Origin of the sequence: Streptomyces sp. NPDC014894 (assembly GCF_043080985.1) — a bacterium.
In the GTDB taxonomy this organism is placed as follows: domain Bacteria; phylum Actinomycetota; class Actinomycetes; order Streptomycetales; family Streptomycetaceae; genus Streptomyces.
Genome location: NZ_JBIBWD010000009.1, coordinates 74774 through 93986, shown reverse-complemented (window position 1 = coordinate 93986; position 19213 = coordinate 74774). Strand labels below are relative to the sequence as shown.

At 72.3% G+C, this 19213-nt stretch carries 18 protein-coding genes; 11 read left to right on the top strand and 7 right to left on the bottom strand.

The window, feature by feature from the left end; all coding sequences use genetic code 11:
• Window positions 1–364 precede the first annotated feature (364 nt).
• On the bottom strand, window positions 365–2110 hold the full coding sequence (locus ACF089_RS22095; RefSeq protein WP_392029082.1) for an ABC transporter ATP-binding protein: 1746 nt from the start codon (window positions 2108–2110) through the stop codon (window positions 365–367).
• Window positions 2107–3909 carry an ABC transporter ATP-binding protein gene (locus ACF089_RS22090; RefSeq protein WP_392029080.1) on the bottom strand — a complete coding sequence of 601 codons (1803 nt, stop codon included), beginning with the start codon at window positions 3907–3909 and terminating at the stop codon, window positions 2107–2109. The genes ACF089_RS22095 and ACF089_RS22090 overlap by 4 nt, the downstream gene beginning before the upstream one ends.
• Before the next feature lie 157 nt (window positions 3910–4066).
• On the opposite strand from ACF089_RS22090, the gene ACF089_RS22085 reads away from it, so the two are divergent.
• A complete protein-coding gene (locus ACF089_RS22085) occupies window positions 4067–4708 on the top strand; it encodes a MerR family transcriptional regulator (protein ID WP_392029078.1) in 642 nt (213 codons plus the stop codon).
• 158 nt (window positions 4709–4866) lie between these two features.
• Window positions 4867–5586, top strand: a complete 720-nt coding sequence (locus tag ACF089_RS22080; protein WP_392029076.1) for a leucine-rich repeat domain-containing protein — start codon at window positions 4867–4869, stop codon at window positions 5584–5586.
• 41 nt (window positions 5587–5627) lie between these two features.
• On the opposite strand, the gene ACF089_RS22075 is transcribed toward ACF089_RS22080, so the two are convergent.
• On the bottom strand, window positions 5628–6320 hold the full coding sequence (locus tag ACF089_RS22075) for an endonuclease V (RefSeq protein ID WP_392029074.1): 693 nt from the start codon (window positions 6318–6320) through the stop codon (window positions 5628–5630).
• Between the two features lie 55 nt (window positions 6321–6375).
• Here ACF089_RS22075 and ACF089_RS22070 point away from each other — a divergent pair, with 55 nt between their 5' ends.
• Window positions 6376–6663, top strand: a complete 288-nt coding sequence (locus ACF089_RS22070; protein WP_392029072.1) for a YciI family protein — start codon at window positions 6376–6378, stop codon at window positions 6661–6663.
• Between the two features lie 39 nt (window positions 6664–6702).
• Here the strand turns inward: ACF089_RS22070 and ACF089_RS22065 are convergent, their stop codons facing one another.
• A complete protein-coding gene (locus ACF089_RS22065) occupies window positions 6703–7797 on the bottom strand; it encodes a WD40/YVTN/BNR-like repeat-containing protein (RefSeq protein ID WP_392029070.1) in 1095 nt (364 codons plus the stop codon).
• 182 nt (window positions 7798–7979) lie between these two features.
• On the opposite strand from ACF089_RS22065, the gene ACF089_RS22060 reads away from it, so the two are divergent.
• From ACF089_RS22060 to ACF089_RS22025, 8 genes are all read left to right on the top strand, one after another.
• Complete coding sequence (locus ACF089_RS22060; protein WP_392029068.1) at window positions 7980–8396, top strand: SsgA family sporulation/cell division regulator; 417 nt, start codon at window positions 7980–7982, stop codon at window positions 8394–8396.
• Window positions 8397–8722: 326 nt separating this feature from the next.
• Window positions 8723–10378, top strand: a complete 1656-nt coding sequence (locus ACF089_RS22055; RefSeq protein ID WP_392029066.1) for an ABC-F family ATP-binding cassette domain-containing protein — start codon at window positions 8723–8725, stop codon at window positions 10376–10378.
• A gap of 64 nt (window positions 10379–10442) precedes the next feature.
• Window positions 10443–12758: an ATP-binding cassette domain-containing protein gene (locus ACF089_RS22050; protein WP_392029064.1), complete on the top strand. Its 2316-nt coding sequence runs from the start codon at window positions 10443–10445 to the stop codon at window positions 12756–12758.
• A gap of 207 nt (window positions 12759–12965) precedes the next feature.
• The gene (locus ACF089_RS22045; protein ID WP_392029062.1) at window positions 12966–13940 is read left to right on the top strand and encodes an acyl-ACP desaturase; all 975 of its coding nucleotides are present in this window, start codon (window positions 12966–12968) and stop codon (window positions 13938–13940) included.
• A gap of 76 nt (window positions 13941–14016) precedes the next feature.
• Complete coding sequence (locus ACF089_RS22040) at window positions 14017–14313, top strand: hypothetical protein (RefSeq protein ID WP_392029060.1); 297 nt, start codon at window positions 14017–14019, stop codon at window positions 14311–14313.
• Window positions 14306–15541, top strand: coding sequence for a hypothetical protein (locus ACF089_RS22035; protein ID WP_392029058.1), 1236 nt, complete (start codon window positions 14306–14308; stop codon window positions 15539–15541). The genes ACF089_RS22040 and ACF089_RS22035 overlap by 8 nt, the downstream gene beginning before the upstream one ends.
• Window positions 15542–15561: 20 nt before the next feature.
• Window positions 15562–16236: a hypothetical protein gene (locus tag ACF089_RS22030; RefSeq protein ID WP_392029056.1), complete on the top strand. Its 675-nt coding sequence runs from the start codon at window positions 15562–15564 to the stop codon at window positions 16234–16236.
• Between the two features lie 137 nt (window positions 16237–16373).
• Window positions 16374–16838, top strand: coding sequence for a hypothetical protein (locus ACF089_RS22025; protein WP_392029054.1), 465 nt, complete (start codon window positions 16374–16376; stop codon window positions 16836–16838).
• A gap of 8 nt (window positions 16839–16846) precedes the next feature.
• On the opposite strand, the gene ACF089_RS22020 is transcribed toward ACF089_RS22025, so the two are convergent.
• The 3 genes from ACF089_RS22020 to ligD form a co-directional block, all read right to left on the bottom strand.
• Entirely contained in the window at window positions 16847–17101 is a 255-nt protein-coding gene (locus tag ACF089_RS22020; RefSeq protein ID WP_392029052.1) for a WhiB family transcriptional regulator, read from the bottom strand.
• 56 nt (window positions 17102–17157) lie between these two features.
• Window positions 17158–17949 (bottom strand): VOC family protein, encoded by a 792-nt coding sequence (locus ACF089_RS22015; RefSeq protein ID WP_392029050.1) that lies wholly within the window; start codon window positions 17947–17949, stop codon window positions 17158–17160.
• A gap of 203 nt (window positions 17950–18152) precedes the next feature.
• On the bottom strand, window positions 18153–19163 hold the full coding sequence (gene ligD, locus ACF089_RS22010) for a non-homologous end-joining DNA ligase (protein ID WP_392029048.1): 1011 nt from the start codon (window positions 19161–19163) through the stop codon (window positions 18153–18155).
• Window positions 19164–19213: the final 50 nt, after the last annotated feature.

Genomic DNA, 19213 nt, shown 5'->3' with positions numbered 1-19213 from the left:
GTTCTCCTGCTCGTCGTCGGCGGCGGATACGCCGGGGTCGGGGGTGCGGGTACGGGTACGGGTACGGGGAGGGCGGGGCCGCCGTCGGCGGGGGTACGGGGCGTACGGGGGTTGGGCGCGGGGTCCACGTACCCGCCGGGACGCGCGTACGGGGCACGGCACGGCCTCGGCCGGTACGCACCGGGTCGGCGTACCCGCCGGGGCACGGTCAGCGGGACGAGGGCAGAGGCACGGCACGGCGGCAGCCCGCGGCGGTACGCCTCACACCGGGGCGGGCCGGGGCGCGGGCCGGGGCGCGGCCTCCGCGACGCACCGCGCACCGCACCCCGCGCACCGCACCCCGCACCCCGTCCACCGCCACGGATCACGACACCCCGTCGGCGATGCGCCAGTGCCGTGCCCGCTCGTACTGCCGGCTGAGCCGGGCGAACGCCCCGCCCGTGCGCAGCAGTTCCCCGGGCGTGCCGGTCTCGACGACCCGGCCGCCGTCGAGGGCGACGACGCGGTCCGCCGCGGCCAGGGTGGCGGGCCGGTGGGCGATCACGATCACGGTGCGGTCGGGGTCTTCGCCGAGGTTGGCGACGGCCTGCGCGACCGCGGCCTCGTTCTCGGGGTCGAGCGCCGAACTCGCCTCGTCGACGAGCACGATCCGGGCCCGCTTGAGCATCGCCCGGGCGATCGCGACACGCTGGCGCTCGCCGCCCGACAGCTGCGCGCCGCCCTCGCCCACCCGTGTGCGCCAGCCGTCGGGGAGGCGTGCGACCACCTCGTCGAGCCGGGCCGCGCCCGCCGCCGTCTCCAGCTCGTCCCGGCTCGCCTCCGGGCGCGCCAGGCGGAGATTGTTCTCGATGGTGTCGTCGAAGAGATAGACGTCCTGAAAGACGATGGCGATCTCGTCGAGGAGCGCGCCGGGGTCGAGTTCGCGCACATCGACGCCGCCGACGCGCACATGTCCCGCGTCGACGTCGAAGAAGCGGGCGACGAGCCGGGTCACCGTCGTCTTCCCGGAACCGGACGGTCCGACCAGCGCGGTGGTGGTGCCGGGACGGCAACGCAGCGACACCTCGCGCAGCGCGGGGGCGTCGCCGCCCGGATAGGTGAAGACGACGCCCGCGAACTCGACGTCGGCCTCCTCGATCACGCGCACCGGGTCGGCGGGGACCGGCAGCGCGGGGGTGGTCAGCAGCTCCTCGATACGCGTGATCTGGTTCCGCATCGCGCGCAGCGCCCCGATGAGGTCGATCAGATTGCCGAGCGGCTCCAGGAAGCGGGCGGCCAGCACGAGCAGCGCGATCGCCTCGGCGACTCCGACGCGTTCGCTGAGCATGAGTTCGGCGGCGAGCGCGAGCACCGCGACGAACCCGCCCATGATCACGGCGGTGTAGACGAAGAACGGCCGCCGCGCGCGGCGCATGCCGTCCCGGTAGGTCTCGCGGTGGTCGACGAGCGCGGCGTGCATCCGGGGCGTGCCGCGGGCGTGTCCCGCGGCCCGCAGGACCGGCTGGGCCTGGCCGAGTTCGATCGCCCGGCTCGCGACCCCGGTCGACGCGCGCTCCAGCTCGATCTCGGCGATCTCGGCGATCCGCGCGGCGCGGCGCAGCGCCGCCAAGGCGACCAGCGCGATCCCGCACAGCAGCAGCGCCATGCGCCAGTCGACCGCGAAGGTCACGGCGACGACGGTCGCGGGCAGCAGCGTCGAGGTGATCACGGGTCCGGCGACGGTCACGGCCAGATGCGCGGCGTTGCCGACGTCCGCGGTCACCGCCCGGGCGAGCCGGGCCTTGTGCTCGGCGGTGAACCACCCCAGGGTCAGCGTGCTCGCATGGCGTATCAGCCGCCGCCGGAGCTGCGCCGCGAGGGAGCCGGCCGCGGCGAAGCCCACCGGGGTGGCGAGGACGCTCAGCGCTCCGTGCGCGAGCGCGCCGGCCGCGCCGGTCACCAGCCACGGCGTGGCCGCGGCGAGGTCGGGCTCGGGTCGTACGACGGCGTCCAGGACGGGGACGAGGAGGCCGAGCAGCAGCCCCTGGAGGACGGCCTGCGCCGCTGTGAGCAGCCACAGCCGGGCCAGCAGCCGTGGCTCGGGCCAGAGTCGGTACAGCCTGCGGATCATGCGAGCACCCCTTCCTGCGCGGCCCACATCCGGGCGTACTGCCCGTCGCGCGCCAGCAGTTCGTCGTGGCCGCCGCGCTCGACCAGCCGGCCCCGGTCGAGCACGAGGATCTGGTCGGCTCCGGCGATCGTGTGCAGTCGGTGGGCGATCACGATCACCGTCTTGCCGACGGCGAGTGCGGCCAGCGCGTCCTGGACCGCCGCCTCGCTGTCGGGGTCGAGCGAGGCGGTGGCCTCGTCGAGGAGGACGATCGGCGCTCCGGAGAGGATCGCCCGCGCGATCGTCAGCCGCTGGCGTTCGCCGCCGGACAGTCCGCCGCCGCCCGCGTCGAGGGGTGTGTCGTATCCGTCGGGGAGCCGTTCGATCACCTCGTGCAGTTGGGCGGCGGCGGCCGCCCGGCGGACCTCGGCGTCGTCGGCGTCGGGCCGGCCGACGCGGATGTTCTCCGCCACGCTGTCGCGCAGCAGCGCGACGTCCTGGAACACCAGGGACATCGATCCCAGCAGTTCGGCCGACGGGATCGAGCGCACATCGACGCCGCCGACCCGGATCGCCCCGTCCGTCACGTCGTAGAAGCGCGGCAGCAGGCTCGCGAGCGTCGTCTTCCCGGCGCCGGACGGTCCCACGATCGCGGTCACCTTGCCCGGCCGGCAGACGGCGCTGACGTTCTCGATCGCGTTGGCCGCCCCGTCGTAGGAGAAGGAGACGCGGTCGAACTCGACGCCGTGGCCGCGCGGGGTCTCGGGGCGCTCGGGTTCGGGCAGCGGCGCACGGGACAGCAGCCGTTCGATGTTGGCCGCGCCCATCCGGCCCTTGCGCACGCCCTGGGAGGCGGAGACGGCGGGGAGGATGGAGTTCGGCAGCCCGACCGCGACGGTCAGGAACGCCACCAGGTCGGCGACGGTGAGCGATCCGCGGTCGAGGAGGGCCAGTCCGGCGGCGGTCACGACGGCGAGGACGGCCGTCTCCGAGCCGAGCAGCCGGGTGACGGCCGAGCTGTGGCGCACCTCGGCGACCCATGCGGCGAAGGCCCGGGTGTGTTCGTCCACGGCGTCGTCGAAGCGGCGCAGCACGCGGCCCCCGGTGCCGAAGGTCTTCACGACCTGGATCCCGTCGGCGTACTCGACACTGGCCGCGCTGATCCGCGCGTCGGCGGCGACCAGTCGGTTCATATGGGTCGTCATGGACCGCATGGAGACGCGGTAGCAGAGGGCTGTGAGGCCCAGGACGGCCAGCACGATCAGCGCCATCCGGACGTCGACGAGGAGCAGATAGCCCGTTCCGACGACGGTCACGGCGACCGCGCCGGTGAGCTGGCCGAGGGCGTGCGCGATGACCTCGTGCATCTCCTCCAGGTCGCCCGTCATGGCTCTCTTGACCCGGCCCGAGCCCGAGGCGCGGAACCAGCCCAGCGGCAGTGCGCCGAGATGGCTCACGATGCGTACGCGCAGATGGTGCAGGATCGCCGCGTCCGCGTAGTGCCCCACGCGGGAGGACTGGACGAACAGCACCAGCCACAGGGCGGCGCCCGCGGCGCCGACGGCGACCCAGGTCCGGATGGCCGTTTCGGCCCCCTCGGGGTGTTCGAGCATGAGCCGCGCGATCTCGGCGACGGCGATGTAGGGCACGATCCCGGCGGCCGCGCTCAGGGTCGAGAGGATCGCGCAGATCACGAGGTGGGTGCGGACGGGGGCGAGCAGCCGCGCCAGAGCGCCCGCCCTCGCGAGTCCGGCCGGTTCGCGGGCTGCCGCGGGTGGATTTTGTGCTTGGTCCGTGCTGGGGTCTGTCGTCGTACTCATGCCTCTTCCTTCTCCCCGGGGGCTGTCGACGCCTTCGCGGACTCCTGGCCCCGTGGTGCGTGAGGCCGCCCTCACCGCCGCCCGGGAGAGCGGTAAGGCATGCCTAACCTCACCCCAAATCTTGAGTCTTCAAGCTCACTTGATGTCAAATGGGCGCATGAACGATCCACACGGCGTCTCGATCGGCCCCGCCGCGGCCCTCTACGGCCTCGCCCCGTCGACGCTGCGCTGGTGGGAGTCCCAGCGGGTGCTTCCCGAGCCGCCGCGCGTCAACGGGCGACGGGTCTACACCGAGACCGAACTCCGCCGTATCGGACTGGCCTATCTGTGCTGCGTGGTGGGAGCGATGCCCCTCGAACAGGCGGCCGTCGTGACCTCGGGCGGCAGGGACCGGAGCTGGCAGAGCACCGTGAAGGAGCAGGCCGGACAGATCGAGGAGCGGATCAGGCAGCTGCGGAGCGCTCACGCGTATCTTCTGCACCTGGTGCGGTGCCCGGACGACGACATCGTCGGGGAGTGTCCGGATCTCGACAGCGAACTGATCGACCACACACCGCGCGGACTCGTCGCGGCGCCCGGCCTCGTCGCCGCGGCGCGCTCCGCCGCCCACCGCACGGAGGCCGGCGGACCCCGTGACGAAAAAGACTCCCCCTGTGACGAAAACACGGCGGCCCCGCCGCGCTGCGCCGTCTGCACGGGTCCGGTGAGCCAGCCGGTACGGGGCCGTCGCCGCGCGTACTGCTCCCGCGCGTGCCGGCAGCGGCAGTACCGGCGGAACGCGGACCGGCGAGCGGGCTAGCGGGCCGGCGGCCGAGGGGCGGACGGGGCGGGGCGGACGGGGCGGGGCGGACGGGGCGGCGGCGTCGCCCTCCCGTACATCGCCCTCCGGCGGCGGTCGGCCCGGTCAGCGTTCGGCGGAGGACAGGCGACAGACGCGAAGGGCGGGAGGACGCGGTGGTGGAACGGTCATTGAATCTGTGGCGGCACGGTCTCGGAGAGGTGCCGGAGCAGGTCTGGTCGCGGACCGGTCTGGAGATCCTGATCCTCGCGGACAACGGGCTGACGGCCGTCTCGCCCCGGATCGGATCCCTGCACCGGCTGCGGACGCTGGACCTGGGACACAACGCGCTCACCACCGTCCCCGACGAGCTGGGCGGGCTGGCGGCGCTCACCGACTTCCTCTATCTGCACGGCAACCGGCTGACGGAGCTGCCCGAGTCGCTGGGGCGGCTGACCCGGCTGCGCTATCTCAACGTCGGCGAGAACAGCCTCGCCGGACTCCCCGAGAGCATCGGCCGCATGCGGGGCCTCGTCGAGCTGCGGGCCCGACACAACGCTCTGACCCGGCTCCCCGACACGATCGGCGACCTGTCCGAACTGCGCGAGCTGTGGCTGCGCGGAAACGCCCTGCGCGCTCTGCCGGAATCCTTCGCCCGGCTGACGCGGCTGCGCCATCTGGACCTCCGCGAGAACGCGCTGACCGAGATCCCCGGGGCGCTGGCCGGGCTGCCGATGCTCCGGCAGCTCGATCTGCGCGCCAACCGTCTGCGGACTCTGCCCGACTGGCTCTCCCGGATGCCCTCGCTGGAGAAACTGGACCTCCGCTGGAACGCCGTCGAGCCCGCCCCGTCGCTCCTCGACACTTTGGCCGACCGCGGATGCGTCGTCCTGAGGTGACCGGAGCCCCCGGGCCGGCCGGAGCCCGGGCCCCTCGGCGGTCAGGAGGCCGTCGCCGCCAGGGCCTCGCGGCAGAGGCGGTCCGCCCGGCGGGTGGTCTCGGGGACGCGGTAGCGCGGGGCGAGGCGGAGGGTGTGCGCGCAGGCGGCGTCCAGGCCGGTGCGGTGGCCGGCCGAGACATAGACGGGCTTGACGCCGCTCCGGGTGCGCAGCGCCCGGCCGACCTCCTCGCCGTCGTCCGCGCGGAGGGCGGCCGTGTCGCCCCGGTCCGGCCCGAGCGCGCCGTGGTCGAAGACGAAGGGGTTCTTGGCGACGCCGATGGTGGGGAGTCCGGTCAGTACGCCGAGATGGCTGGCGAGCCCGAAGCGGCGCGGGTGCGCCCGCCCGTAGCCGTCGCACACCACCAGACCCGGGTCCGCGGTGAGCGACCGCAGCGCGGCGAGCACGGCCGGGAGTTCGCGGAAGGCCAGCAGACCGGGGACGTACGGGAAGGCGACGCGGCCGACGGCGGTCGCCTCCGCCACAACGGCGAGCGTACGGGCGTCCAGGACCACGGCGGCCGCGGCGACGATCCCCCGGGCGTCGTCGTACGCGACGTCCACCCCGGTGACCGTGCCCGTGCCGGGCTCCGGACCGCTGTCGTCGAGAACGACCCGGGCCCGCAGCTCGTCCTGTACGGCGAGCGCCCGGGCCTCGTCGGCGGGCCAGCCGTCGGGTATGTCGATGATCGTCATGGTGCTCCCAGCCTATGCCCCGGGCCGCCGTCGCCGGTGCCGTAGCCTGGCGATCATGTTCGTACTGGAGTTGACGTACACCGCCCCCGTCGAGCGCGCCGACGCGCTCATGACGGAGCATCTCGCCTGGCTGGACGAGCAGTACGAGGCGGGGGTGTTCATCGCGTCGGGGCGCAAGAGGCCGAGGGACGGCGGGGTGATCCTGGCCGTCGGGGACGACCGCGCGCGGATCGAGGAGATCGCGGCGGCCGATCCCTTCACGGTCGGCGGGGTGTGCGCGTACCGGATCACGGAGTTCGCGGCGACCAGGACGGCCCCCGGGCTCGACCCGTACCGTCAGTAGCCCCCGGCCCGGCCCGCGATCGGGCGGAGAAGGCGGGGCTCAGGGCCGGAGTTCGAGACGGGCGACGCGGCCCTTCTCCCCGGCGGCCCAGCAGCCGAGGGCGGGTGCGCAGTCGACGGTGTCGTACGAGCCGGTGTCGACGGTCCGCCAGGTGCGGCCGCCGTCCACGGTCAGATCGGTGCCGGAGGGGCCGACCGCGAGCGCGGCGGCCCGGGTGTGCGGGAGCCAGGCGACGCCGGAGCGGTAGGCGGGCGGCGGCTGGGACGAGGGGCGCCAGGTGCGGCCGCCGTCGCGGCTGACGGACGCGGCGCGCGGGGACGGCTGTCCGGTGCGGTAGTCGCCGCCGACGGCTATGCCGTGCGCCCGGTCGCGGAAGGCGAGCGCGAAGACCCCGCGCGCCGGATCCCCGGCCGGCAGGCCCGATTCGGCGGCGGTCCAGGTCACGCCCCGGTCGGCGGAGTGCAGAACCCGGCCCGTGGCCCCGCCGCCGGTCGCCAGCCAGACGTCCCGGGGACCCGAGCTGACCAGACACTGGCCACTGGCCGCGAATCCGGCCTCGCCCGGCTGGGCGTCGGGCATTCCGGCCGTGGGCAGCACCTTCCAGGAGCGGCCGCCGTCGCCGGTGGCCAGGATGCGGTACTTCCCGTCCACCGGGTCGCTCATGGCGAGGCCGTTGCGGCGGTCGAAGAAGGTGACGCAGTCGTAGAACGCCCGGGGATCGGTGTTGCGGAACGTCTCGGTCCAGGTGTCGCCGCCGTCGGTGGTGCGATAGACCCGGGACGCCTCGCCCTCGCCGATGGCGAGCACCACCGCGTGGCCGCCGCCGAACGCCTCGATGTCGCGGAACTCCAGCCCCCGCGCCTCCGGCGGGGAGACGTCGCGCCAGGTGCGACCGCCGTCGGCGGTCCGCAGCACGGTCCCCCGGGAGCCCGCGACCCAGGCCGTGGTGCGGCTGACGGCCGCGAGCCCCCGGAAGCGCGCGTCCGTGCCGGTCGCCTTGAGGCTCCAGCCGGCCCCCGGGACCGTCTCCGCCCGTGCGGGCGCGGCCTGCGCCGGTACGGCGAGCACCGCGGCCACCGCCGCCGCGCACACCCCGGCCGACACCATTCGTCTCGTCTTCCCCATGGCAGTCATGGCGCTGGAAGCTAGCCCACCGGCGCGGGCCCGTCCAGGGCGCCGCCCGGGGCGCGGGGTCCGGTTCCACCGCCCGCGGTGACACAACTCACCAGGTGCACGATGCACGCGGTCGCCCTGTCCGCCGTCTCCGGGGGTAGCCGTTGAGGCGTCAGCCAGCCGCGTGAGAAGGAGCCCCGGTCTTGTCCACCGTCATCGAGCAGGCCGTCCAGGCACGGCTGGTCGCCCCCGCGCCCCGGATGGAGACCGTTCCGGCGACCCTCCGCTACGACCGGGACGATCCCTTCGCCGTACGGATGGACTTCCCGGCCCCGGCCACGCTGGAGGGGACCGACATCACCTGGGCGTTCGGACGGGAGCTGCTGGCCGCGGGCATCGAGGAGCCGGCCGGGACCGGCGATGTGCGCGTACGGCCGTACGGCTACGGCCGCACGGTGATGGAGTTCCACGCCCGCGAGGGGGTGGCGATGGTCCATGTGCGCACCAGTGAGCTGCGCAGATTCCTCCAGCGCGCCGAAGTCGTCGTCCCCGGGGGCCGGGAGCATCTCCATCTCGGACTGGATCGGGATCTGGCCGAGCTGCTGCGCGACGCCCGCTGAGAGCGGCGGCCCGTACGCCCCGGCGGAGCCCGCCGCGCCCGGCTCCGCCGGATATTCCGTTGACGCTCCCGGTCGCGGCTCCCTACGGTGACACCGAACCCGTCACCGCTGGACAGGAGAAGGACATTGCTCGTCTGAGGTCTTGAGACACCGTGCGCGCCGCCGCTTCCGGCGGGTGCGCGACGTGTGCGACCTCGGCGTACGAGCCGTTCCTTCCGGCCGGGACCTTCCGCGTTCCGCTCCGTGACCCAAGGCTCCGCGGGCCGTCCGCACGCACGTGTCTCCACCCGTTGCCCCCACCCCTTCCACGCAACCGGGAGACCCTTGTGGCCACCGCCTCCACCCATGTCCTCTGCTCCTCCCTCGCCTTCGCCTGGCCCGACGGCACCCAGGTCTTCGACGGCTTCCAGCTGGCGGTGGGCCCCGGCCGGGCCGGGCTCGTCGGTCTGAACGGATCGGGCAAGTCCACTCTGCTGAAGCTGATCGCCGGAGAGCTGACGCCGACCGGCGGCGCCGTCCGGACCACGGGCGAGATCGGCCGGCTGGCCCAGGACCTGGTCCTCGACACCGCCCTGCGGGTGGACGAGGCGCTGGGCATCGCCGCGACCCGCGCCGCGCTGCACGCCATCGAAGCCGGTGACACCGACGAGCGGCACTTCACGGCCGTCGGCGACGACTGGGACGTGGAGGAGCGCGCCCGCGCCGCCCTCGATCAGCTCGGCCTCGGCCGCATCGGCCTCGACCGCACCATCGGCGAGGTCTCCGGCGGCGAGGGCGTCCTGCTGCGGCTGGCGGCGCTCCTGCTGGCCCGGCCCGATGTGCTGCTCCTCGACGAGCCGACGAACAATCTCGATCTCTCCGCCCGACGGCGGCTGTACGACGCGGTCGCCTCCTGGTCCGGCGTGCTGATCGTGGTCAGCCACGACCGCGAACTGCTCCAGCTGGTCGACCAGATCGCCGACCTGCGCGACGGCGAGGTCTCCTGGTACGGCGGCAACCTCTCCGCGTACGAGGAGGCCCTCGCCGTCGAACAGGAGGCCGCGGCGCGCATGGTGCGCGTCGCCGAGGCCGATGTGCGGCGCCAGCGGCGCGAACTGGAGGACGTCCACGTCAAACTGGCCCGCCGCAAGCGGTACGGGCAGAAGACGCAGGACGACAAGCGGGTGCCGAAGGTCGTCGCCAACAAGCTCAAGCGCGGCGCCCAGGTCTCGGCGGGCCGCCTGCGCGTCACCCACACCGAGCGGCTCTCCCGGGCGCGGGAGCGGCTGGACGACGCCGTGGAGGCGTTCCGCGACGACGAGGAGATCAGGATCGAGCTGCCGCACACCGCCGTCCACCCCGGCCAGGGCGTGCTGCGCCTCGAAGGTCTGCGGCTGCGGCACGGCGGCCTGATCGGCGGCCCCTTCGAGGTCCACGGCCCCCAGCGGATCGCCCTGGTCGGTCGCAACGGCGCGGGCAAGACGACCCTGCTGCGCACGATCACCGGCGAGCTGGAGCCGCTGGCGGGCCTGGCCGAGGTCCGGGTCCCGCTGCGCTTTCTGCCCCAGCGGCTCGACATCCTCGACGACGAGCTGAGCGTGGTGGAGAATGTGGCGCGCCTCGCGCCCGGCGCGACCGGCAACCGGATCAGGGCGCGGCTCGCGCGCTTCCTCTTCAAGGGGGCGCGGGCCGATCAGCCGGCCGGGACGCTCTCGGGCGGGGAGCGGTTCCGGGCGGCGCTGGCGGCCCAGCTGCTGGCGGAGCCGGCGCCCCGGCTGCTGCTGCTGGACGAGCCGACCAACAATCTGGACATGGCGAGCGTCCGGAGTCTGACGGCGGCGCTGGCGGGCTTCGAGGGGGCGCTGATCGTGGCGAGCCACGATGTGCCCTTCCTGGAGTCGATCGGCGTCGACCGCTGGCTGATGCTGGACGACGGGCTCCACGACGTCGGCCCGGACGAGGTCCGCGAGGGCGTCCGCAGACGTCCGGAGCGGCCTGCCTGACGCTCGGGGACCCGACCGGGAATCCAGACAGAAGGCGTCTGGATTCCCGGTTAGCTTCGGCGGCATGGATCGGAACATCGTCATCGTCGGGGCCCGGGAGAACAACCTCCGGGACGTCTCCCTGACCATCCCCAGAAACAAGATCACCGTCTTCACCGGAGTCTCCGGCTCCGGCAAGTCCTCGATCGTCTTCGACACCATCGCCGTCGAGTCGCGGCGGCAGCTCAACGAGACCTTCTCCTGGTTCATCAGAAACCGGCTGCCGAAGTACGAGCGCCCCCAGGTCCAGGAGATCGACGAGCTGTCGGTGGCGATCATCGTGGACCAGCGGCCCGTCGGCGGCAATGTGCGCTCCACCGTGGGCACCATGACCGACATCTACTCGGTGCTCCGGGTGCTGTTCTCCCGGCACGGCTCCCCCAGCGCCGGCGCGGCCACCGCGTACTCCTTCAACGACCCGTCCGGCATGTGCCCGGTCTGCGACGGTGTGGGCCGGACCGTCGAGCTGGACGCCGAACGGGCGGTGGACCCCTCCAAATCGCTCAACGAGGGCGCTCTGCTGCTGCCCGGACTCTCCGTCGGCGGCTGGGAGTGGAAGCTGTACGCCGAATCCGGCCACTTCGACCCGGACAAGCCCCTCGGCGAGTTCACCGAGGCCGAGCGGGAGCTGCTCCTGCACGGGAACGGGCCGCCGGTCCGGCTGGTGATGAAGACCGGCTCGTACGAGATGAAGTTCGAGGGGATCGTCAGCCGGTTCACCCGGCTCTTCCTCAAGCGCGACACCGGGAACCTCTCCGAGAAGCGGCGGGCGGCGGCGGAGCGCTTCGTGGTGCAGCGGCCGTGTCCGGGCTGCGGCGGGGCGCGGCTGAACGAGGCCGCGCTCGCCACCCGTATCGACGGGCTGTCCATCGCCGACTGCACCCGGATGGAGGTGGCCGACCTGGTGGAGGTGCTCGCCCGGATCGACGATCCGGTGGCCGGACCGGTCGCCGCCGCCGCGCGCGGACGGCTGGAGCGGCTGGTGGACATCGGGCTCGGCTATCTCTCCCTGGACCGCGAGACCACGACGCTCTCCGGCGGCGAGGGCCAGCGGCTGAAGACCGTACGCCATCTGGGCTCCTCGCTGACCGGGCTGACCTTCATCTTCGACGAGCCGAGCGTCGGGCTGCACCCGCGCGACGTGGGACGGCTCGGCGAACTGCTGGTCCGGCTGCGGGACCGGGGCAACACGGTGCTGGTCGTGGAGCACGATCCGGATGTGATGGCGATCGCCGACCACGCCGTCGACATGGGCCCGGGAGCGGGAGCGGACGGCGGACGCGTCGTCTACGAGGGCTCGGGGGCGCTGCTGCGGGAGGCGGACACCCTCACGGGCCGCTGTCTGCGCCGCCGCACCCCGCTGAAGGAGTCGTTCCGCGCGCCGACGGGCCGGCTGCCGGTGACGGGGGCCGATCTGCACAATCTCCGGGGGATCGACGTCGGCTTCCCCACCGGGGTGCTCACGGCGGTGACCGGAGTGGCGGGCTCCGGGAAGTCGACGCTGGTGTCGAAGGTGTTCACGGCGGCGTATCCGGAAGCGGTCGTGATCGACCAGGGCGCCATCACGGCCTCCCCGCGGTCGACGCCCGCCTCGTTCCTGGGCGTCATGGACACCGTGCGCAAGGTCTTCGCCCGGGAGAACGGCGTCCGGCCGGGGCTCTTCAGCTTCAACTCGGAGGGGGCGTGCCGGGAGTGCGCCGGGCGCGGGGAGATCTACGCGGATCTGGCGTTCATGGATCCGGTGACGACCGTGTGCGCGGTGTGCGAGGGACGGCGTTTCCAGGACGAGGTGCTGGAGCTGCGGGTGGACGGACGGTCCGTGGTCGACGTCCTCGACATGACGGCGTCCCGCGCCCTCGCCTTCTTCGCCGGCTCCGCCGCCTTCGCCGCCGCCGACCCGGCGCTGTCGCGGAAACTGCGGACGCTGGACGAGGTGGGGCTCGCCTATCTGACCCTGGGGCAGCCCCTCAGCTCGCTCTCCGGCGGCGAGCGCCAGCGACTGAAGCTGGCGACCCAGCTGCACCGCACGGGCAGTGTGTACGTCCTGGACGAGCCGACCACCGGGCTGCACATGGCCGATGTGGACACCCTGATCGGTCTGCTCGACCGGCTGGTGGACGCGGGGAACTCGGTGATCTGCGTCGAGCACAACATGGATGTGGTCAAACGGGCCGACTGGGTCGTGGACCTCGGTCCCGACGGCGGCAAGCACGGCGGCGAGCTGGTCTTCGAGGGGACGCCGGCCGAGCTGCTGCGGCATCCGAAATCGTTCACCGCCGAGTATCTGCGGCGGTCCGTGACCCCGTCCGGCGGCGACCGCGTGATCCATCAGGAGGTGTGACATGCGTCGCCCCGACCCTTCCGGGAGCGCGTACGGAGCCCTGCGCCCCCCTCGTGCACCCCCCTGACCTGGAGTTCATAACACTACGTAACCGGACAGGGGAGGAGCGACCGGAGGGCCGACTTGGTGGCGGGCTTACAGCGCCCTTAACCTACGGTTTCGTAACCTACGAATCCGTAGGTAACTCTCCCGTCCCCAGGAGCACCCGTGACCATCACCTCTCCCCACCTCGGCAGCTCGGAAGCGTGGAGCGACGCGCGGCTGCTGTTCGCACTGGAAGAGGTCGTGGAGAAGGAGCTGAACCGGCACCTCAAGGTCGCCAAGGACTGGATGCCGCACGAGTACGCGCCCTTCAGCGACGGACGCAACTTCCCGGGCATCTTCGACGACGGCGTGGCCTGGGAGCCCGAGCAGTCCAAGGTCACCGACATAGGCCGCATCGCCCTCGTCGTCAATCTGCTGACCGAGGACAATCTCCCCAGCTACCACCACGAGATCGCCTCCCTCTTCGGCCGCGACGGAGCCTGGGGCACCTGGGTGCACCGCTGGACCGCGGAGGAGGGGCGGCACGGCATCGTGATGCGCGACTACCTGCTGACCTCGCGCGCCGTCGACCCGGACAAGCTGGAGCAGTTCCGGATGTCGCACATGTCCGAGGGCTTCGAGTCCGACAACCGGCACTCGATGCTGCACTCGGTGGCGTACGTCGCCTTCCAGGAGCTGGCCACCCGGGTCTCCCACCGCAACACCGGCCACCAGTCGGGCGACCCCGTCTGCGACCGGATGCTGGCCCGTATCTCCACCGACGAGAACCTGCACATGGTCTTCTACCGCAATCTGCTCGGCGCGGCCTTCGAGCTGGCCCCGGACCTGACCATGCAGGCCGTCCGGGACGTCGTGGTCGACTTCCGGATGCCCGGCCACGGCATCCCCGGCTTCGAGCGCGCCGCCGCCCAGATGGCCATCGGCGAGATCTACAACATGCGCATCCACCACGACGACGTCCTCGCCCCCGTGCTGCGCTTCCTCAAGGTCATGGACATCGACGGACTCGGCCCCGACGGCCACAAGGCCCAGGAGGAGCTGGGTCTCTACATGAACGGACTCGACTCCGAGGCGCGCAAGTTCGACGAGAAGCTCGCCGCCCGCAAGGCCCGGATGGCGGCCCGCGCGGCCGGCTAGTGCCTTTCCTCACCGTCACCCGTGCGGGGGACGGCGGTTGGGGGACCGGCCCGGTGATCTGCCAAGGTGTTCCGCCATGGATCTTCAGGTGGACACCGATGAACTGGGCCGTCTCTCACACGCGCTCGACCGGTCCCTCTCCTCGCTCTCCGACGCGAGACACGCGCTGGAGCGGGCCCGCGCGGACCAGCTCGGCAGCGCGGAGCTGAACGAGGCCTGCGACCGGTTCCAGGAGCGCTGGGCGTACGGCGCGGAGCGGTTACGGGACCGGATCGGCGCGATCCACGACGGGGTGCGGCTCAGCCGCCGGGGCTACGCCCAGGTCGACGCCGCCGTCACCGCCTCCTTCCGCGCGGCGGCCCCCGATGCCTGACTGCCCCCATCTGGGCTGGGACCCCGCTCCCGGCAGCCCTCCCGCGATCGCCGCCCTCCGCACCCGGCTGACCGCCTGTGCCACCGCCCTCGCCACGGCCCACGGCTCGCTCGACCGGCTGCTCGGCGAAAGCGCCTTCTGGCGCGGCGACGCCGCGGACGCCTTTCGCTCCGCCCTCGACGGCGAGCTTCCCCGCTTTCTCCGCGACGCCCACCGCTCCGTCGACTCGGCCGCCCGGGACCTGTCCCGCTGGCACGACGACCTCCTCAGCCGCCAGGCCACCGCCCTCCGCTACGACGCCCGCGCCCGCCTCCACCAGGAGGCCCTCACCGACGCCCGCGCCCACGAACACCGCCTCCGCGCCCACCCCTCCACCCCCGCCCCCGATCTCCACGCCGCCGCCACCGCCGTCACCCACGCCCTCACCGCCCTCGAATCCGTCCGCCACCTCGCCCGCGAACTCGACGACGACCACCACGCCCAGGCCTCCCGCATCGCGAAACGCCTCAACGAATCGGCGTCGAGGCTGGCTCCGGAGGAGCCGGGGGTGCTGGACAAGGTCTTGGAGTGGGTGGAGGAGGATTTGGGTGACCTTCTGTCGGACGTCTCCGCCGTCGCCGGATTCCTCGCCCTCGTGACCGGGCCGTTCTTCGCTCCCGCAGGGTTGGCCCTGCTCTTCGTGGCGACAGGGGCCAGCGTCGGGGCCCTCGCCCTTCACCTGGCCGACCCCGAGGTTCGCCAGTCAATCAAGGACGGATTCACCAAGGGTGAATTCGGCGTCGACTTCTGGGACAGCGCGGTGACCCTGACGGGCGACGCCCTCGGATCCGTTCCCGGCCTGGGAGCCATCGCTCAAGGGACGAAGTCAGCGACAGCGGCCGCGCAGGCCGCCCAGGCCGTCGCCGACTCCGGGATCAGCACGGCGACGCGGGCCGGGGCGCAGGGTTTCCGAAGCGGAACGGTGTCCGCGATGGAGGACATGCGCCAAGTCGAGAATCCGCTCACTTCATGGGCGTTGCAGCGCACACCGGATCCGGTTCAGAGGACGGTGAAGTACGCCTTCCCGACGGCGGGCGCCGCGACAGCGATCAGCCACTACGGCCCCTGGAGCGACAACGACACGGTCTCGAATGGCGCGATCGCCGCGGACGGAACCCGAGCCGTTCTCGACGACGGCCCCAGCTCCGCGGCGAAAGCGGCCCACCTGTGGGCGTCCCTGAGCCGCTGACCCTCATCGAGAGGAATCACATGTCGAATCCCCCTCCACCGCTCTGGTTCCGGCTCCCACCCGGCTATCACTCACTCGACGCGCTCGACCTCTCGTCGCTCCAGCGCTCCGCCTCCCCGGTCCTGACATCCCTTTTGGAAGGAACGGAGCTTCTGGGCCCGGCTCTCCGCGACGTCCACCGGCTGACGAATCTGCTCGCCGCCCTGCGAACCAGTGACACTGTGCATCTGTCTGTCGGTGTGCATCCCGACGATGAGCACGGAGCGTCTGTCTCCTTCTTCTCCTTGTCGATGGCGAACATCGCGACACGGCCGGCCGGGCTGGCAGTCGCCCAATGCGCACTCGCTCAGATGAAATCACCTTGCTGGAACACCAGCGCCGGGCGGCTCCTCAGGCTGCCCAATGGCATGCCTGCGGCACTCGTCGCGGGGACTCTGGTGGATCCACCGCGTGAATCCCTGGAAGAGCTGGGAATCGACAAGGCCCTCGACAAGGTCTTCCAGGCCCGGCTGACGATTCCGTGCCCCTCCGGGGAGCACATCGCCGTGGCCGATCTCACGAGCGCGGCCGTCCGGAACTCCGAGGCGTACACATCGATCCTCGAAGGGATCGGCCTGACCATGAGCTTCTCCTCGCCGGTGGAATCCGCCGCACCCGTTCCACAGCCGACTTCCCGCATCCGGGATCTCTTCTGATGAGCCCGGGGCCCTCTTCGCCACCCCAGTGCGGAGCACTCCGGCATCCCGCGACGGCGGACGGTCACAGACGGCTGATCCGCAGACGGAGGGCATGGCTGATCGCCGTGCTCCTCATGGGAGCGGGGGCCGCCTGGATGACGACTGTGCAGACGCCGTCTCAACTGGCCGGATTCATCGTGATCGTCGCGATCTGCTATCCGCCGTGTCTCTTCGTCGCGGGGCTTGCTCTTCGGCGTACACGGCGAATGGCCAGGATTCTCACCTGCTACCCGTGGCAGGCGTACTCGTGCGCCTATCCGCACCGGACCGTGGAAAGTCCCAAGGCCGTCGTAATCATGTTCTCCGAGGAGTACACACCCGTCCTGCGCATCGCGCTGCACTCCGGCGATCTCTCACGGAAACAGAACCCCGCCCCCACCCAGATCTGGTTCGCCGGCGACCCCCGCTACGGCGGCGTCATCTCCCCCGTCGGCGGGCACTTCCCCGTGCGCGTCGTCCCCGAGCGTCTCGGGGAGCGCGTGCCGGCGGGCAGCCCCGAGGCCGACGCGCTCGCGGAGCGGGCGGAGCTGGTCAGGGGCGGGCGGGTGAGCACGACGTGACCGCCTCCTCAGGCCCGCCCCCGCTTCAGCCGATCCCGTTCCCTCTCCGACATCCCACCCCACACCCCGAACTTCTCGTCATGCCTCAGCGCGTACTCCAGGCACTCCACCCGCCCCTCGCACGCCCCGCACAGCAGCTTCGCCTCCAGGGTCGAGGACCCGGGGGCCGGGAAGAAGAACTCGGGCCCCGTCTGCGCGCACAGGGCGGTTTCCTGCCAGGAGAGGTCGTCGTCGACGGCGGTCGTGGTGGTGTTGATCGGCATGGCGGTCACCTTTCCCCACCGCGATAAACACCGGCTCAATGAAGCATCAACAACCCTCAGGCCTGCTGTTGTTCGCCCTGCATCACGGCGAACTCGGCTCCGGCCGGGTCGACGAGGCGGGCGAAGCGGCCGACGCCCTGCATGTCGACGGCGGGGAGGCGGACGGCGCCGCCGGAGTCCTGGGCGAGGGAGACGACGGCGTCGCAGTCGCGGACCTCGAAGTAGGGCAGCCAGTGGGGGCGGGAGCCGGTGGGCTCGGCGGTGAGGGGGACGAGGCCGGCGAACATGGCCTCCTCGGTCTCGCCGGCGGGGTGGGTCATGACGTAGGAGCCGGAGCCGTCGGGGTAGGGCATGGCGGAGCTTCCCCAGCCGAAGACCTCGGTGTAGAAGGCGAGGCCGGCGTCGGTGTCGGGGGTGTACAGCTCCAGCCAGCAGAGGCTGCCGGGGGCTCCGACCACGTCCAGGCCCTTGGTCCGGCCGGGCTGCCAGATGCCGAAGCCGATGCCGGACGGGTCGCTGAAGACCGCCATCCGGCCGAGGTCGAAGACGTCCATGGGCTCGAAGAGGACGGTTCCGCCGCCGCGCCGCACCGCCTCGGCCGTGGCGTCGGCGTCCGGTGTCTGGAAGTAGACGTTCCAGGAGGGAGGGCCCTGTTCCGGGGGCACGGTCATACCGCCCGCCGCGGTTCTCCCGTCCAGCTGGAACATGCCGTATCCGCCGGCCTCGGGGCCCGCCGAGCGGAAGGCCCAGCCGAACAGGCCGCCGTAGAACCTCTCGGCGGCGTCGAGATCGGACGTCCCCAGGTCGAGCCAGTTGGGGGAGCCGGTGACAAAACGGGTGGTGAGCATGGGTGCGCTCCTCGTGGGGTCCGCTCGCTCTCCCTTCGAGTCTGCTATCGAAGGCGGGTGCGCGCATCCGGTGCCGGGTGGCGGGGATCGGCCGCCCCTCTGCGGCGGGCATCGCGGCGGACCTTCCGTGCCGCGATCGCGGCCGTCCCTCCTCGGCGGGGCGGCGCCGCCCGCTTCGGCGAGCCGCTCGGTCGGCCGGCCGGTCAGCCGGGGTCGCGGGCGCGGCTCGGCTGCACCCGTTTCGGCTCGCCCGGCATCTTGGGGTACTCGGGCGGATAGGGCAGATCGCCGAGGCCGTGCTCCGCCTCGTCGCGGCGGGCGGCCTCCAGGAGCGTCTCCAGGCTGAAGCGGGTGTCGTCCATGTCGGCGTGGACGTCGCCGACTTCGGCGTAGCGGGCGGGCATCGAGACGATGTCGAAGTCCTCGGGGACGGCGTCGTCGATCTCCTCCCAGCGCAGGGGCGCGGAGACGGGGGCGTGCGGCCGGGGGCGCACGGAGTAGGCGGAGGCGATGGTGCGGTCGCGGGCCGTCTGGTTGTAGTCGACGAAGATGCGCTCGCCGCGCTCCTCCTTCCACCACTTGATGGTCACCCGGTCCGGCATCCGGCGCTCCAGCATCCGTCCGCAGGCGATGGCGGCCCGTCTGACCTGGGTGAAGGTCCAGCGGGGTTCGATGGGGACGAAGACGTGGAGGCCGCGTCCGCCGGAGGTCTTGGGCCAGCCGCGCAGCCCGGCCTCGTCCAGCACGGCGCGGAGTTCATGGGCGGCGCGGACGGCGTCCGTGTAGTCGGTGCCCGGCTGGGGATCGAGGTCGATGCGGAGTTCGTCGGGGTGGTCGGTGTCGTCGCGCCGTACCGGCCAGGGGTGGAAGGTGACGGCTCCGAGGTTGGCGGCCCAGATGACGGCGGCGGGTTCGGCGGGGCACATCTCGTCGGCGGACCGGCCGCTGGGGAAGGTGATGTGGGCGGTCGGGATCCAGTCGGGGAGGTATTTGGGGGCGCGTTTCTGGAAGAAGGAGTCGCCGGTCACCCCGTCGGGGTAGCGCTCCAGGGTGGTGGGGCGGTCGCGCAGGGCGCGGGTGACGCCGTCCCCGACGGCGAGGTAGTAGGTGACCATGTCGAGCTTGGTGTAGCCGCGCTCGGGAAAGTAGACCTTGTCGGGGTTGGACACGCGTACGGTCCGGGTGCCCACTTCCAGTTCCACCGCTCCGGCCATGTGGGTCAGCGTATGCCGTGCCGACATTCCCCGCATACCGGACAATCGCC